The following is a 14,925-nucleotide window of genomic DNA, read 5'->3' on the forward strand; positions in this document are numbered from 1 at the left end:
CCCCTCGGCGTCGGTCACGCCTTGGTTGCGGCTCGCACCCGCCAGTTGGCCGCGCAGCGTCCACGGCCGCGGGTGCGGCGGCCCGGATGCCGGGGAAGCGTCCGGGCCGCCGAGCGGGGAGGCCGCGCGCCCGGTCGGGGGAGTGGGGCACGCGGGTGGAAGACCGTGCGGCTTTTGTATCGCCGTACGCCTCCCCGGATGACTTCACGGTAGGCAGAGGCATCCGTCCGGAAGGTGCGCCACGCGCAGTCAAAAACGATCAACATCAAGCGTGTTGCGACGCGCGCGGTCCACCTGCGGGCGGCAACACCGAGGACGCTCTGCGGCGACGGTGTGGAACGTGATGCGGCGGCCGTTCAGGGGCCGCACTCGTTCTGGGCGAAGCGGCCGATGAGGGTCATGCAGACCTGGTCGGGACCCACGAGGGGGTGGTCCGGCAAGGCCGCCAGAGCGCGTACGACGGCTTCGGAGGCACGTCGGGCGCGGGCATGTGCGGCAAGTTGGCTCGGCCTGGCCGGGTACGTGGCGCCGTGCAGGGCGTGGCGCAGGGCGCCCAGTTGGGTGCGGTCCAAGGCCGGTCTGGGCGGCGGGGCGGTCACCGTGATGCTCCGGGGGGCGGGAAGGGGCGTACGTGGCAGGGTCAGCCGGTTCGCCGCGGGCGGGCGGCGGTGCCGACCGGGGGAAGAGTGTCGGCGGGGGCGCCGTCGGTACGGAAGAGGACCGCGGTGCCGGTGATCTGCAGCAGGCGTTTCAGCTGGCGGCTGGGCGTCAGCGTCAGCGCGACCCCGGCGTGCTGGGCGTGGTCGCGTACCCGGAGCAGGGCGTGCAGCCCGGCGGAGTCGCAGAACGACACCCCGGCGGCGTCCAGGTGCAGCCCGGACGGCCGCCGGTTCAACGCTCTGTCCAGTGCGCTGCGCAGGTGGGCCGCGTTGTCCTGGTCGATCTCCCCTGCGAGGTGCACGACGGCACGCTCGGGGTCGTGCTCGATGCGCATCTCCAGCGGCGGGAGGCCGGTGACGTCGATGCCGGCGCGGGGCGGCGGGGAATGTGGACGCGACATGGCAGGAGTCTCCTGGCGAGTCGAGTGGAACCCTTCCGACCACCATGCTCCCCACCGGGATGCACGTCAAGGAATACATGAATTGATTTTCATGTGTTCATCGCTTGCGGGCATCTGTCCGGCGGCCCGCACCCGCCGGCCCACCTGCGTCGAGGGCCGGTGAGCCGGACCGCCGCGCTGGTCAGGGCCGCCGGGTGACGACGGCGGTGATCACCTTGCCGTCCGGGACGGTCCGCAGGTCGAGCGTACGGCTGAGGCGGCGCACCACGAGGAGGCCGAATCCGCCGGGCGGCCGTTCGTCCGGTACCGCGGAAAGCCACGTGCGTCCGCCGTCCCGCATCGACACTTTGACGGCGTCCGTCGCGACCGAGACCGTGAGGCGGTACGGGCCCGGGGCGTGGCGGTGGGCATTGGACACCAATTCGGCAACCACCATGACCACGTCGCGCACGGTCTCCTCGGCGACCGCGGGATCGGGGTCCGTGAGGACTTGCGCGGTCAGGTCGCGCGCCCGCCGCACCGCCCCGGCGGTCTCGTCGAGATCGAGCGTCAGCACAGGCGGCCCGGGCTCCATCGGCGGTTCGTCCTCAATGTCGTCGGGCATCCGAAGAGCCGCGTCTCCTGTCGCGGCGGGGTACGGGCCGATCATGGCCGCAACAGCACCTTGACGGCGCCGTCGCTCTTGCCGCGGAACATCTCGTACGCGTCCGCGGCCTGGCCCAGCGGCAGGTGGTGGGTGGCGAACTGCTCGGTGCCGAGCGGGTCGTCGTCGCCGAGCAGCGGAAGGATGTCGTCGGTCCAGCGGCGTACGTTGGCCTGTCCCATCCGTAGTTGGATCTGCTTGTCGAACAGCGTGAGCATGGGCATCGGGTCGGTCATGCCGCCGTACACGCCGACGATCGAGATCGTGCCGCCGCGCCGGACCATGTCGATTGCGGTGTGAAGCGCGCTGAGCCGGTCGACGCCGGCCTTGCGCATGACCTTCTCGGCCACCTTGTCCGGGAGCAGGCCGGTCAGTTGCTGGGCGGCCTTGGCGATCGGCGCGCCGTGCGCCTCCATGCCGACCGCGTCGATGACCGCGTCGGGCCCGCGGCCCTCCGTCAGGTCGCGCACCGCGTCGGCGACGTTGTCGTGGTCGCGCAGGTCCAGCACCTCGACCCCGCGTTCCTCGGCGCGGCGCAGGCGTTCGGGGACGAGGTCGACACCGAACACGCGTACGTCGCCGCGGTGGAGCGCGATGCGGGCGGCCATCTCGCCGATCGGTCCGAGGCCAAGCACGGCCAGCGTTCCGCCGGTCGGCACGTCGGCGTACGCGACGGCCTGCCACGCGGTGGGCAGCACGTCGGACAGGAACACGAAGCGGTCGTCCGGCGGGCCGTCGGGGACCTTGATCGGCAGGTGGTCGGCGAACGGCACCCGGACGAACTCGGCCTGCCCGCCGGGGACCTGCCCGTACAGGCGGGTGTATCCGAACAGCGAGCCGCCGGTGCCCTGGTCGCGGTTCTGCGTGGTCTCGCACTGCGAGTGCAGGCCGTGCCCGCACATGAAGCACGTGCCGCAGGAGACGTTGAACGGGACGACGACGCGGTCGCCGACCTTGAGGGTCCGCACGTCGGGGCCCGCCTCCTCGACGACGCCCATCGCCTCGTGGCCGAGGATGTCGCCCGGCGTGAGGAACGCGCCGAGCACTTCGTACAGGTGGAGGTCGGAACCGCAGATGCCGGTCGACGTGACGCGGACGATCACGTCGGAAGGCTCCTTGATCGTCGGGTCGGGGACGGTGTCCACGCGGACGTCCCGACGTGCTTGCCACGTCACGGCTTTCATCGCGTCTCCTCAGGGTGCGGGGGGGTCATGGGGTTCGTGGGCCCAAGTCCGGTCACGGCCTCGGGCGTTGTCATCAGGTCCCCTGGGGGCCCGGCTCGTTGAAGCGCCGTGCCGCGCGCTCTCCCAGTACCGCCGCCTTGCGGGACCATGCGGGGGTTCCGCGCTCGCGGGCGACGGTGCCGGGCACATCCGCAGATACGCCGCTACCCCCGTCGGCCGATGAGCCGGCCGGTGAGCCGGTCTGCGGGTCGGCCGGTGCGTCGGGCAGCGCCCGCGTGGCGAGCGCGAGGGCGCGTACGGTCGTCGCGGGGAAGATCCCGTGCGCCAACACCGCGGCCTTGGCGGCAGGGGTGAGCACGAGCTCCGCCCGGCGCCGGGCGGCGGCGCGCACGATCGCGCGGGCGGCGCGCTCGGCGTCCATCGACAGCAGCGGGAGCGACGCGGCGGCCGCGAACCACGCGTACTCCTTCTCAGGTTGGCCGCCGAAACGGGCGGCCCGGTGCGAGCCGGTGCGCATCAGGCCGGGGACCACGGTGGTCACCGAGACCCCCGATCCGGCGAGTTCCGCACGCAGCCCCTCGGAGAAGCCGACCGCCGCGAACTTCGCACAGTCGTACGGCAGAAGGTGCGGAGCCGCGATGCGACCACCGATGGACGTCACGTTGACCACCCGCCCGTCACCTCGTGCCCGCATGTCGGGCACCAGGGCGAGGGTGAGCCGCATCGGCCCCAGGAACATGACGTCCATGGCCGCCTCGAACTGCTCGGGTGCGACGGACTCCACCGGGGCCACCGAGATGATCCCGGCGTTGTTGACCAGGACGTCGATGCTGCCGAAATCCTTGCGGATCGCGTCGACGAGCCCGTCCACCTGGCGGGTATCCGCCAGATCGCAGACGAACGGCGTGACCCGGCTGCCCGTCGCGTCCCGGATGTCCTCCACGGCCCGGGCGAGTTCCGCCCCGTCCCGTGCGCAGATCGCCACCCGCGCCCCGTGCGCCGCCAACTCGCGCGCGATCAGGAGCCCGAGTCCGCGGGAGCCGCCGGTCACCAGGGCGGTGCGGTCGCGGAACCACGCCCGCCTGCGACGGGTGAACGTCAGCATGGTCCCGCCCATGGCAACCTCCGATCGACGATTTTTCGCCGTGTCCGTGTTGCGCGGCTGTCCCCGCTGTCGCGAGACAAACCCGTCATTCGGCTCCGAGCCGGGCGAGCGGCCGAGGACGCCTACTCCGGCGGGGCACCCAGCGGCGTGGCCTCAAGCGCGCGGGCGACACCGACGAGATTGGCCGCCATCGCGCGTCCGGTCTTGTGCGACCAATCGTGGCCGCGCCGCTCCTCGAGGTAGTCCGGCCCCGGCCCCGGGCCCAGGTGCCAATAGGTCCAGGCCTGGCCGGGGACGGTGTAGCCGATGTCGCCCAGGGCGCCGGTGATCTCGCTGACGACGTGATGGGCGCCGTCCTCGTTGCCGGTCACCACCACTCCGCCGACGCGGTTGTACGCGAGCGGGACGCCGTCGTCGTCGGTCTCCGCGATCATGGCGTCCAACCGCTCCAGCACCCGCTGCGCCACCGATGACGGACGCCCCAGCCACGTCGGCGAGGCGATCACGAGAATGCGCGACGCCAGGACCTTTTCGCGGACTTCGGGCCACGCGTCACCCGGGCCCATGTGGCTTTCGACGCCGGGCTTGATGTCGAGGTCGACCGCGCGGACGTCGTCCACTTCGACACCCCGTTCGCGAAGCGCGTCGGCGACGACGGACGCGAGGGCGTGCGTGTTCGAGTCCTGCGGGGTCGGCTTGAGGGTGCAGTTGATGATCAAAGCGCGCATGGTCCGGCGACTACCCGCCCGGACCTCCGACATGCGGGCGCGACTCCGGCCAGGTCGGAGGAATTGCCACGACGCGAACGCCCGCGCATCCTCCGGGTCGGCGGCGCATACCTCGTTCCGCGCTCGGGCCGACGCGCCAGGGTGCGCGGTCCTGCCCGCCGGGCTGCGGTGACGGCCGTGTGGTCCGCCGAGGTCGGGGTAGCCGCGAGCCATGGCCGGACGGTTCGAAGGGGCTGCGGGCTACGTGCCCAACGACGGACGCCGCACCGTGCGCACGCTGGGCAGAGCCGTCGAGAAGTGCCGCGGATGCGACCTGTACAAAGAAGCCACGACCGCCGTGTTCGGCGACGGACCGCCCGACGCCGCGGTGATGCTCGTGGGCGAGCAGCCCGGTGACCAGGAGGACCGCACGGGCGAGCCGTTCGTGGGTCCCGCCGGGCGGTTGCTGGACAAGGCACTGGCCGAGGCGGGCATCGACCGGGCCGACGTGTACGTGACCAACGCGGTGAAGCACTTTCGCTTCCGGCGGGAAAGCCCCGGGGGCAAGCGCCTGCACCAGGCTCCGACACTCTCCCAAATGGTGGCGTGCCACCCGTGGCTGGAAGCGGAGATCGACGTGGTGGACCCGCGCGTGATCGTCGCTCTCGGGGCAACCGCGGGGCGTAGCCTCATGGGTCGGGACTTCCGCCTGACGCAGCACCGGGGCGAGGAACTGGCGCTCCCGGGCGGGGGCCGGGTCGTGGTGGCCACGACGCACCCGTCGGCGGTGCTTCGGGCCCCGGACCGCGACGCGGTGTTCGCCGGGCTCGTCGACGATCTGAGGGTCGTGTGCGCTCTGGCGGGCTGAGCGTCCTTGACGTGTGGCGGGGCGTACGAGCGACTCGGCTGCCGTGCTCCGCGTGCGTTTGATCAGCCGCGTTTGGGCCGGGGGTAGGCCGGGCAGTCGCGCGGGGCGGGCGGGGCGCCGACCGCGGTGCCCGCCGCGTCGACCGTCGACTCCGGCGCCGATATCGGCGCCGACGTCGGCACAGAACACGACCCCGGAGCCATACGGAGGCCGACATGGGCAACTCGTCCGACAACACCCCGGCGTACACCGTCCCCGGTCTGAAGACCGCCGAGGCGGCGCACGTGGCCAAGGCGCTCCAGCAGCGCCTGCATGCGCTCAACGACCTGCACCTGACGCTGAAGCACGTGCACTGGAACGTGGTCGGTCCGCACTTCATCGCCGTCCACGAAATGCTCGACCCGCAGGTCGCGGCCGTGCGCGCCATGGTCGACGAGATCGCCGAGCGCATCGCGACGCTGGGCTGCTCGCCGGTCGGCACGCCGGGCCGCCTGGTGGCCGAACGTTCGTGGAACGACTACGAGCTCGGCCGTGCCGACACCATGGCGCACCTCGGCGCCCTGGACATCGTCTACGACGGCGTGTGCGCGGATCACCGTGCCGCCGTCAACGGGGTCACCGAGGCCGATCCGGCGTCGCAGGACATGCTCATCGGCCAACTCCGGCAGCTCGAACAGTTCCAGTGGTTCGTCCGCGCCCATCTCGAACAGTCCGGGGGCAGCCTCTCGACCGCCGGGGCGGACTCCCTCGCCGACGCCGCCAAGCAGGCTCAGAACTCCGCACGCTCCTGAGTCCGGTTTCGGCTCGGAGACGGGGCCTCAGGCCCGGGATCTGGTCGGCGCCCGGATTTGATGCGTTTTGATGGCAATCAGCGGGTACGAGGGCAACGTACGCGCCCACGTCGGGCAGCGTCGCCGGGCGGTAGGTGAGCTCCGCCCGGATACGGCACACGATGCCGGTCCGCAGCGCCTGAAGCAGTCCGGCGCACGGCGGGCCCTCCGCCGGATGCCGGCGGCGAACGTCCGCAACCCCGTTGAAGGAGCGGATAGCCATGTCGAACATTCGCACGAATGCGGGTGCTACTGCGCCCGTCCGCGACGCCGAGGCACGCATAGCCGAGGCACCCATATGGGAGACCGAGCCGCCGTCGCGGGAGAACCGGACGTACGAGCACACGGGGTCGGATGGCGCCGGGCCCGGGTCGGCCGCGCGCGTGGTGGACGAGGCGCTCGGCTGGACCACCGAGGAGATCCGGGCTCTGGACGCCTCGCAGGCGCGGACCGCGACGGACGCGCTGCTGTGCAGGCTGCGAGCCCTGGACCAGGGGTCGGTCGCCTACAGCCGGGTGCGGGCGCGATTGGTCGAGGTCAATCTGTCGCTGGTGCGGTTCGCGGTACGCGGGATGAGCAACCGCGGGGCGTCCCGCGAGGACGTGATGCAGACCGGGATGGTCGGGCTGATCAAGGCGCTCGACGCGTTCGACCCGGAGCGCGGCATCGCGTTCGCGTCCTATGCGCTCCCGACCATCCGCGGCGAGGTCAAGCGGCTGTTCCGCGACACCTGCTGGCCGGTCCACGTGCCGCGCGGACAGCAGGAGCTGTTCCTCGCGGTCACCAGGGCGGCCGACACCCTCCACCAGCGGCTGGGGCGCGAGGCGTCCAACGGCGAGGTCGCCGCCCATCTCGGCATCGACGAGGGCGAGGTCGCGTACGGACGCGACGCCGACCACGCCTACACCGTCGACTCCCTGGACACCCCCGTCACCGACGCCCGGCACGGGCGGGCGGCAGCCCTGGTGGAACGGCTCGGCGCCGAGGAACCCGAGCTGGACCTCGTCGAGTTCCGTGCATCCGTCCGCCCCCTGATCGCCCGGCTCGACCACCGTGACCAGGAGATCCTGAAACTGCGGTTCTGGGACTGCCTGTCGCAGAGCGAGATCGGACAGCGCCTGGGCCTGTCCCAGATGCACATCTCCCGCCTGCTCAACCGCATCCTCGGCGAGCTGCGCGGCAACCTGTCCGCCGCGTGACGCCGTCGGCTCTGGGCCGTGACCCCGTCGGCTCTCGGAGCCGTGACGCCTTCGGCCCCCTGAGCGGGCCCCACCGAAATCGGAGGCAGGCTTGCCGGTGAACACCGCCGTGCTGGTCATCGACATGATCAACACCTACGACCACGAGGACGCCGAACTCCTCCTCCCGTCGGTGCGGCAGGCCGTGCCCGGCGTGCGTACCGTGCTGGACAGCGCACGGAAGGGCGGCGTGGACGTCATCTACGTCAACGACAACTTCGGCCGCTGGCGCTCGGACCACACCGAGGTGCTGCAGGCGGCGCTGGAGGGGCCGTACGGCGACCTGGTGCGGCCCGTACAGCCGGACGAGGGCGCGATGTTCGTGATGAAGACCCGGCATTCCGTCTTCTTCCAGACACCGCTGCAGTACCTGCTGGAGCAGCACAAGGTGCGGCACGTGGTCCTGTGCGGCCAGGTCACCGAGCAGTGCGTGCTCTACTCGGCGATCGACGCACATGTGCGCCACCTCGAGGTCACCGTCGTCCAGGACGCGGTGGCCCACATCCACGCCGATCTGGCCCAGGCGGCCTTGCGGATGATGGAACGCAACCTGGGCGCGCGCCTGTCCACGGCACGGGACGTCGACCTCTCGTGACGTCCAGGACGGCCGAGGTCGTCACGGCGGCCGGTCGAAGCGCCGCATGTCCCGGCTCAGTGGGCGGCACGATGCCTGTTTCCTTCCCTGATCGGCGGATAGCTGCTTGCAAAGCGGCGTTTCGAGCACTGGCAAGCGATGCCGGTGCGCCGCGTATGGAGGAGTCGCATGTCGGAGAAGGTCGCCGATCACGTTTTGGCCAGGCTGCGGGAGTGGGGCGTCGAGCATGTCTTCGCGTACCCGGGAGACGGGATCAACGGCCTGCTCGCCGCGTGGGGGCGGGCCGGGGACCGGCCGCGCTTTGTGCAGTCCCGGCACGAGGAGATGTCGGCGTTCGAGGCGGTGGGCTACGCGAAGTTCTCGGGCCGGGTGGGGGTGTGCGCGGCGACCTCCGGCCCTGGCGCGATCCACCTGCTGAACGGACTGTACGACGCCAAGCTGGACCACGTGCCGGTGGTCGCGATCGTGGGCCAGACGGCACGGAGCGCGATGGGCGGGTCGTACCAGCAGGAGGTCGACCTCGCGAGCCTGTTCAAGGACGTCGCCTCGGAGTTCTGCGAGACGGTGACCGTGCCCGAGCAACTGCCGAACGTGCTCGACCGGGCGATCCGGATCGCGTACGCGCGGCGCACCGTCACCGCGGTGATCATCCCGGCCGACGTGCAGGATCTCGACTACGTGGAACCGGGCCACGCGTTCAAGATGGTCCCGTCCAGCCTCGGCATGTCGTTCTCCCCACCGATCCCCTCGGACGAGGACCTGCGCCGCACGGCCGAACTGCTCAACGCGGGCGAGAAGGTCGCGATCCTGGTCGGCCAGGGGGCTCGCGCCGCGCGGGCCGAGGTCGAGGCGCTGGCGGACCTGATGGGTGCGGGGGTGGCGAAGGCACTGCTGGGCAAGGACGTGATCAGCGACGAACTGCCTTACGTGACAGGGTCGATCGGTCTGCTGGGTACGCGGCCGTCGTACGAGCTGATGACCGGGTGCGACACGCTCCTGACGATCGGATCCAACTTCCCGTACTCGCAGTTCCTCCCCGAGTACGGCCAGGCCCGTGCCGTGCAGATCGACATCGACCCTTCGATGATCGGTCTGCGCTACCCGTACGAGATCAACCTCGTCGGCGACGCGCGCGAGACCCTCTCGCGCCTGCTGCCGCTGGTGCGGCGCAGGCAACACGGCAAGTGGCGCGCGGAGATCGAGGAGAACGTCGCCCGCTGGTGGCAGGTCATGCAGCGGCGTGCGGCCGTGGACGCGGACCCCGTCAACCCCGAGTACGTCGTGCACGCCCTCGACGCGCTGCTGCCCGACGACGTGATCCTGACCGCCGACTCCGGCTCGGCGGCGAACTGGTACGCGCGCCACCTCCGCCTGCGCCCCGGCATGCGCGGCTCGCTGTCGGGGACGCTGGCGACGATGGGCCCGGGCGTCCCGTACGCGATCGGCGCCAAGTTCGCCCACCCCGACCGCCCGGCGATCGCCCTCGTCGGTGACGGCGCGATGCAGATGAACGGGCTGGCGGAGCTGATCACCGCGGCGAAGTACCACACCGAATGGCAGGACCGCCGGCTGGTGGTGGCCGTGCTCAACAACCAGGACCTGAACCAGGTCACCTGGGAGATGCGGGCGATGCAGGGGGCGCCGCAGTTCGAGCCGTCGCAGCACCTGCCGGACGTGCGCTACGCCGACTTCGCGCGCTCCCTCGGGCTGGGCGGCGTACGGGTGGAGAAGCCCGAGGACGTGGAGCCGGCCTGGCGCGAGGCGCTCGCCGCCGACCGGCCGTTCGTGATCGACTTCCGCACCGACCCCGCGGTGCCGCCGATTCCGCCGCACGCGACGCTCGACCAGATCGAGGCGGCGGCGTCCAGCATCCTGCGCGGCGACAGCGACCGCGGCGGGATGATCCGGCAGGGGTTCAAGGCGAAGCTCCAGGACATGCTGCCGGGCGGCCGAGACCGCGACGACCGGCCCGGAGCGCGCGAAGGGCAGTGACGTCGGCAGACCGGTGCGCGGGGACGCAGATGTGTCGGCGTGCCACGGACGGTGGGAACCCGGATGAGCGGAGGCGAACGGCTTGCGGGACAGCGACGGCGACCATGGCGGCGGCCACGACAGTGAACGCGGCGGTGAAGTCGGCGGAGACAGCGGCGGTGAAAACGCGGACCAGAGCGGTGGACACGGCGGCGGCATCGTCGCCGAACTGACGGCGGATCACCGGATGGTGGAAGACCTGGTCGCGGTCTGGGAGCACGCCACGGACGGGGCCGACGGGGCAGACCCGGAGGCGCAGCAGGCGGCCGAGCGGCTCGTCGCCGCCGTTGCCGCGCATGTCGCGGCCGAGGAGGAGTACCTGCTTCCCGCCGTACGCGAACACCTGGCCGACGGCCACCAGTTCGCCGACGCCACCGCGGCCGGCAACCGTCGGACCGAGGAACTCCTGAAGGACCTCGAGGACGGCAGGGACCCGGCGGCGCGAAAGGCGGCCGCATCCGAGTTGGCGGCCGGCCTGCGTGCCCATGTGCGCGAACAGGAACGCGTCGTGTTCCCGGCGCTTGCCGCCGCGTGTCCCGCCGGCCTGCTCGACGACCTCGGCGCCAAGGTCCGCGCGGCGCAGAAGATCGGCCCCACACGCCCCCATCCGGGTGCGCCGCGCAACGCCGTCGCCCGCAAGCTCCTGGACCCGGTCACGGGCCTCGTCGACCGGCTCCGAGACGTCGCGCGGGGACGCGGCCGGGCATGACCCTCCCCAGGTCGGCGGCCCGGGCCGAGGAGGTACGGCTCGGGCGGGCCCGTCACGCGTCCCATGTTTGCGGCCTTGCGACGAGTTGGTGAGCGGCGATGGCCGGGCGGGCATGGGTTGGTCGGGTCGGGGGTATCCGCGGCGGATGAACCTCCCCAAGATCACGGATACCGCGGATCGGGTACGTCGCGGCGCCACCCGGGGCGGCGTACCGTCGCGCGTCGCGTCGGCCCAGGCGGGCGGGGACCATGAGGGACCGGACCACCGCGACGAGGTCGCCCGCCGGTTCACGGAATTCGTACGCTCCGTCGCCGACGGCGGCCCGGGATCGACCGGATCGCCGTCACCGCCGACGCGCCCGTTGCCCCTGCCGGGCTCGGGTGAGACGTGGGAACGCTGGAAGGTCCTGGCCGAGACGGCCGAGCACGATCTTGCGCTCGGCCGCCTGGCGGAGGGACACGCGGACGCGCTGGCGATCATCGCGGAGGTCGGCGGGGAGGCCCCGTCCGTCCCGGACGGGGCGCGTTGGGGGGTGTGGGCAGCAGAGCCTCCGGGCAGCAGGCTTGCCGCGTCCTCGGTCGGCGGGCGCTGGGCGGTGCACGGCCTGCGCCGCTACTGCTCGGGTGCGTTTATGTGCACGCATGCGGTGGTGACCGCCGACGCGCCCGACGGACCCCGACTGTTCACCGTCGACCTCGCGCAGTCGGGATGCCGACCCGTACCCGGTTCGTGGCCCGCCGTCGGCATGGCGGCGAGCGAGACACTCGACGTGCGGTTCGACGAGGCCGCCGCCGAGCCGCTCGGGCCGGTCGGGGCCTATCTCGGACGGCCCGGATTCCACCACGGCGGTGCGGGTGTCGCGGCCGTGTGGTGGGGCGGGGCGAACGCGGTCGCCCGGCCGCTGTACGAGGCCGGCCGGGCCGGCCGACTGGACGCCCACGGGCCGGCCCACCTCGGTGCCGTCGACATCGCGCTGACCACCGCCCGGACCGTGCTGCACCAGGCGGCGGACGAGATCGACGCCGATCCGCACGATCACGACGGGGCGGCCGAGACCCGGGCGCTGCGGGTGCGCGCCGTGGTCGAGAAGGCCTGCGCCGAGGTGCTGGAACATGTCGGCCGCGCGCTCGGCGCGGGACCCCTGTGCCACGACGCGCGCCACGCCCGGGCGGTGGCGGATCTGACGGTGTACGTACGCCAGCACCACGCCGAACGCGATCTGGCCCGGCTCGGGTCGCTGGCCGCCGAGGGGGACTTGTGACCGCCAATCGGCCCCATGGGCCTGAACAGCATGAACAGCCTGAGCGGTCTGGACTGCGGCCCGAACGGCGTGGGCGTCCCGAGCGGCCCGGTCGAGCTGCACCCGACCACCCGGACGCCGGGACCCGGGATCACCCGTCGGCCGCGGACGAGATCCAGGGCCCGGGGACGCCGGAGGAGGCGTGGCGGACCTGGGAGCGGTTCGACCGGCTCCCGCGCGTGGCGGCGGACCGCGCCGAGGGCATTGTCGTGGTGGCCGCCCACCCCGACGACGAGGTCCTGGGCGTCGGAGGGACCATTGCGGGCGCGCTCGCCAACGGGCGCCGGGTCCGAGTGGTGCTGCTCACCGACGGAGGCGCGTCCCACCCCGACGGACCCGTGTCTCCCGACCGGCTCGCGGTCCTGCGCGCGCGGGAAACCGAAGAAGCCCTTGCCGACCTCGCCAACGACCGCCCGGCCACGTGGGATCCGGTCGGTCCGGACCAAGCCGCCTCCGGTGCCGCAATGGCAGGTCCGGCGGCCCCGGGCCCGGAAACCTCGAAGATGTCCGCCGACCGGCCGGCCACCGAGGGCCCTTCCATCGAGTCCTTCGAGCGCCTGGGAGCGGCCTCCGCGGTGGTCGACGTCGTCCGGCTGGGGCTCCCCGACACCGCCGTCGCCGCCCACGAGGCGGCCGCGTGCACGGCGCTGGTCCCGCTCCTGGCCGGTTTCGAGCTGTGCCTCGCGCCCTGGTCGCACGACCTTCACGCCGATCACGAGGCCGCAGGTCGCTTGGCCGCGCGGGCCTGCCACCAGGCGGGTACCCGACACGCCCAGTACCCGGTGTGGATGTGGCACTGGGGCAGGCCGGGAGACTCCCGGGTCCCGTGGTCGCGGGCGGTCCGCGTCGACCTCGCGCCCCACACGCTCGTGCGCAAGGAGCAGGCCATCGGCCGCTTCGCCACACAAATCGCCGCGCTCGCCCCGGGCGAGGACGACCGCGTGATCCTGCCACCCGAGGAACTAGCGCACTTCACAAGGCCGTTCGAAGTACTGTTCCGGTGCTGACGATGGCGCGGCGTAGCGGCGACGCGCCGGATCCCGGGCACTTCGAGGCGATGTACGGCGCCGCGCCCGACCCGTGGCACCTGGCCGAACGGGCTTACGACCTGCGCAAGTACGCGATCACGACGGCATCGCTGCCCCGCGAACGCTACGCCTCCGCCTTTGAACCGGCTTGCTCGGTCGGCGTGTTGACGCGCATGCTCGCCGAGCGCTGCGACCGGCTCCTCGCCTGCGACCTGTCGCAGGTAGCCGTCGACCAGGCCCGGGCCCGCTGCGCGGACCTGCCGTGGGTGACCGTGGACCGCCGGGTGCTGCCCGCCGAGTGGCCGACGGCGAGCGGGAGCGCGTACGACCTGATCGTCTTGTCCGAGTTCCTGTACTACCTCGATGATGCCGACTTCGACGGCGTGCTCGACCACACCACACGATCCCTGGCCGAGGGCGGCACCCTCGCCGCCGTCCACTGGCGCCCGCACGCCCGCGAACACGTACGCCCGGCGCCGGACGTCCACGAGGCGCTGCGTCGCCGTCCCGGCCTCGTCCACCTTGTCGAGCACCGCGAACCGGACTTCCTCCTCGACGTGTTCGTCGCCGGCAGCGGCTCGCCCGCGTCCATGTCCCCGGCCGCCGCCGAGGGGCTGCGATGAGCCCTGTCCGACGCGCCGGCACCGGACGGGACGCGGGGGATGTGACGCGGGTGGTCGTCGTCGTGCCGGCGCGCGACGAGCAGGACGAACTCCCAGGCTGCCTCGACGCCTTGTCCGTCGCGGCCGCCCGTGTCGAGCCGATCGGGGTGCGCGTGGACGTGGTCGTGGCCGCGGACAGTTGCGTCGACCGCACCGCCGCCGTCGCCAGGGACTTCGGTGCCAGGGTCGTCGAGACCGACGTCGGCACCGCGGGCGCCGCCCGCGCGGCGGGGTTCGCCGCGGCACTCGGGCAGTCCTGGATCACCCGAGCCCCGGAAGCGTCCAGCCACCGCGACCGCCTGTGGCTCGCGACCACCGACGCCGACAGCCGCGTACCGCGCGGATGGCTCGCCTGTCAGATCGCGTGGGCAGCCCGGGGATGGGACGCCGTCGCGGGGACCGTACGCGTGTCCGACTGGAGCGGACACCCGCCAGGCGCCGCCGAGGCGTTCGCGGCCCGATATCACCACTGGCACGGACGCCCGCCGCACGTGCACGGCGCCAACCTCGGATTCCGCAGCGCCGCCTACCAGGCGGTCGGCGGATTCACCACCTCGGCGGTCGGTGAGGACCACGACCTCGTCCGCGCGCTGGAGAACGCCGGCTACCGCGTCTTGCGGACCGCCGCGCACTCGGTCGTGACCTCCGCGCGGCTCGACCCACGCGCTCCGGGCGGCTTCGGCCACGCCCTGCGCGCCTATTCCGAGGCCCAGGCGCATGCCGATGCCGACGCCCACGCCGACGCGCTGCGTGAGTTCCGCTGAGCCGACCGTACCGACAACGCGCACCCGCACGCGCGTGAACTGTCGCCCTCGTGCCACGCCACCGTGCGCCCCGTCAGGCGTGGATGGATGCGAACAGGCCATTCGGCAAAGGGGATTCCACTTCGCGGACCTGCTCGTCGTGCGCGTGTCGGCTGTAGGCCGGGATGCTGCCGACAGGCGGCGGGTGCGCCGCAGCCGTCG

General features: G+C 72.4%; 16 protein-coding genes. 10 read left to right on the forward strand and 6 right to left on the reverse strand.

All coding sequences use genetic code 11. The features are described 5' to 3' along the window. Window positions 1-356 precede the first annotated feature (356 nt). The 6 genes from AB0C36_RS20955 to AB0C36_RS20980 form a co-directional block, all read right to left on the reverse strand. Window positions 357-599 carry a DUF2795 domain-containing protein gene (locus AB0C36_RS20955; protein WP_358356147.1) on the reverse strand — a complete coding sequence of 81 codons (243 nt, stop codon included), beginning with the start codon at window positions 597-599 and terminating at the stop codon, window positions 357-359. 41 nt (window positions 600-640) lie between these two features. Continuing rightward, window positions 641-1,060: an STAS domain-containing protein gene (locus AB0C36_RS20960; protein ID WP_358356149.1), complete on the reverse strand. Its 420-nt coding sequence runs from the start codon at window positions 1,058-1,060 to the stop codon at window positions 641-643. A gap of 181 nt (window positions 1,061-1,241) precedes the next feature. Beyond that, window positions 1,242-1,664 carry an ATP-binding protein gene (locus AB0C36_RS20965; protein ID WP_358356151.1) on the reverse strand — a complete coding sequence of 141 codons (423 nt, stop codon included), beginning with the start codon at window positions 1,662-1,664 and terminating at the stop codon, window positions 1,242-1,244. A gap of 41 nt (window positions 1,665-1,705) precedes the next feature. Then, on the reverse strand, window positions 1,706-2,887 hold the full coding sequence (locus AB0C36_RS20970) for a zinc-dependent alcohol dehydrogenase (RefSeq protein ID WP_358356153.1): 1,182 nt from the start codon (window positions 2,885-2,887) through the stop codon (window positions 1,706-1,708). Window positions 2,888-2,960: 73 nt separating this feature from the next. Next, a complete protein-coding gene (locus tag AB0C36_RS20975) occupies window positions 2,961-4,004 on the reverse strand; it encodes an SDR family NAD(P)-dependent oxidoreductase (RefSeq protein WP_358356155.1) in 1,044 nt (347 codons plus the stop codon). A 110-nt stretch (window positions 4,005-4,114) separates the two neighbouring features. Continuing rightward, the gene (locus AB0C36_RS20980; protein ID WP_358356157.1) at window positions 4,115-4,720 is read right to left on the reverse strand and encodes a flavodoxin family protein; all 606 of its coding nucleotides are present in this window, start codon (window positions 4,718-4,720) and stop codon (window positions 4,115-4,117) included. A 211-nt stretch (window positions 4,721-4,931) separates the two neighbouring features. Here AB0C36_RS20980 and AB0C36_RS20985 point away from each other — a divergent pair, with 211 nt between their 5' ends. The 10 genes from AB0C36_RS20985 to AB0C36_RS21030 all read left to right on the forward strand — a co-directional run bounded on the left by AB0C36_RS20985 (window position 4,932) and on the right by AB0C36_RS21030 (window position 14,724). Beyond that, entirely contained in the window at window positions 4,932-5,567 is a 636-nt protein-coding gene (locus AB0C36_RS20985) for a UdgX family uracil-DNA binding protein (RefSeq protein ID WP_358356158.1), read from the forward strand. Between the two features lie 215 nt (window positions 5,568-5,782). Continuing rightward, on the forward strand, window positions 5,783-6,358 hold the full coding sequence (locus tag AB0C36_RS20990; RefSeq protein WP_358356160.1) for a Dps family protein: 576 nt from the start codon (window positions 5,783-5,785) through the stop codon (window positions 6,356-6,358). A 260-nt stretch (window positions 6,359-6,618) separates the two neighbouring features. Further along, window positions 6,619-7,596 (forward strand): sigma-70 family RNA polymerase sigma factor, encoded by a 978-nt coding sequence (locus AB0C36_RS20995; protein ID WP_358356162.1) that lies wholly within the window; start codon window positions 6,619-6,621, stop codon window positions 7,594-7,596. Window positions 7,597-7,693: 97 nt separating this feature from the next. Then, the gene (locus AB0C36_RS21000) at window positions 7,694-8,230 is read left to right on the forward strand and encodes a cysteine hydrolase family protein (protein ID WP_358356209.1); all 537 of its coding nucleotides are present in this window, start codon (window positions 7,694-7,696) and stop codon (window positions 8,228-8,230) included. A gap of 168 nt (window positions 8,231-8,398) precedes the next feature. Continuing rightward, complete coding sequence (locus AB0C36_RS21005) at window positions 8,399-10,222, forward strand: thiamine pyrophosphate-requiring protein (protein WP_358356163.1); 1,824 nt, start codon at window positions 8,399-8,401, stop codon at window positions 10,220-10,222. Between the two features lie 82 nt (window positions 10,223-10,304). Next, window positions 10,305-10,970, forward strand: coding sequence for a hemerythrin domain-containing protein (locus AB0C36_RS21010; RefSeq protein ID WP_358356164.1), 666 nt, complete (start codon window positions 10,305-10,307; stop codon window positions 10,968-10,970). A 145-nt stretch (window positions 10,971-11,115) separates the two neighbouring features. Further along, window positions 11,116-12,231 (forward strand): acyl-CoA dehydrogenase family protein, encoded by a 1,116-nt coding sequence (locus AB0C36_RS21015; RefSeq protein WP_358356165.1) that lies wholly within the window; start codon window positions 11,116-11,118, stop codon window positions 12,229-12,231. 218 nt (window positions 12,232-12,449) lie between these two features. Further along, window positions 12,450-13,277: a PIG-L deacetylase family protein gene (locus tag AB0C36_RS21020; RefSeq protein ID WP_358356167.1), complete on the forward strand. Its 828-nt coding sequence runs from the start codon at window positions 12,450-12,452 to the stop codon at window positions 13,275-13,277. A 2-nt stretch (window positions 13,278-13,279) separates the two neighbouring features. After that, on the forward strand, window positions 13,280-13,921 hold the full coding sequence (locus AB0C36_RS21025; protein WP_358356169.1) for an SAM-dependent methyltransferase: 642 nt from the start codon (window positions 13,280-13,282) through the stop codon (window positions 13,919-13,921). Further along, a complete protein-coding gene (locus AB0C36_RS21030; protein ID WP_358356171.1) occupies window positions 13,918-14,724 on the forward strand; it encodes a glycosyltransferase family 2 protein in 807 nt (268 codons plus the stop codon). Before AB0C36_RS21025 ends, AB0C36_RS21030 begins: the two co-directional genes overlap by 4 nt. Window positions 14,725-14,925 lie beyond the last annotated feature (201 nt).

This window comes from Streptodolium elevatio (assembly GCF_040649515.1).
Lineage (GTDB): Bacteria > Actinomycetota > Actinomycetes > Streptomycetales > Streptomycetaceae > Yinghuangia > Yinghuangia elevatio.

Coding starts and splice junctions, on each gene's coding strand:
- AB0C36_RS20960 (WP_358356149.1), bottom strand. CDS start 1,060: ATGTCGCGTCCACATTCCCCGCCGCCCCGCGCCGGCATCGACGTCACC.
- AB0C36_RS20965 (WP_358356151.1), bottom strand. CDS start 1,664: ATGCCCGACGACATTGAGGACGAACCGCCGATGGAGCCCGGGCCGCCT.
- AB0C36_RS20970 (WP_358356153.1), bottom strand. CDS start 2,887: ATGAAAGCCGTGACGTGGCAAGCACGTCGGGACGTCCGCGTGGACACC.
- AB0C36_RS20975 (WP_358356155.1), bottom strand. CDS start 4,004: ATGGGCGGGACCATGCTGACGTTCACCCGTCGCAGGCGGGCGTGGTTC.
- AB0C36_RS20980 (WP_358356157.1), bottom strand. CDS start 4,720: ATGCGCGCTTTGATCATCAACTGCACCCTCAAGCCGACCCCGCAGGAC.
- AB0C36_RS20985 (WP_358356158.1), top strand. CDS start 4,932: ATGGCCGGACGGTTCGAAGGGGCTGCGGGCTACGTGCCCAACGACGGA.
- AB0C36_RS20990 (WP_358356160.1), top strand. CDS start 5,783: ATGGGCAACTCGTCCGACAACACCCCGGCGTACACCGTCCCCGGTCTG.
- AB0C36_RS20995 (WP_358356162.1), top strand. CDS start 6,619: ATGTCGAACATTCGCACGAATGCGGGTGCTACTGCGCCCGTCCGCGAC.
- AB0C36_RS21005 (WP_358356163.1), top strand. CDS start 8,399: ATGTCGGAGAAGGTCGCCGATCACGTTTTGGCCAGGCTGCGGGAGTGG.
- AB0C36_RS21015 (WP_358356165.1), top strand. CDS start 11,116: ATGAACCTCCCCAAGATCACGGATACCGCGGATCGGGTACGTCGCGGC.
- AB0C36_RS21025 (WP_358356169.1), top strand. CDS start 13,280: ATGGCGCGGCGTAGCGGCGACGCGCCGGATCCCGGGCACTTCGAGGCG.
- AB0C36_RS21030 (WP_358356171.1), top strand. CDS start 13,918: ATGAGCCCTGTCCGACGCGCCGGCACCGGACGGGACGCGGGGGATGTG.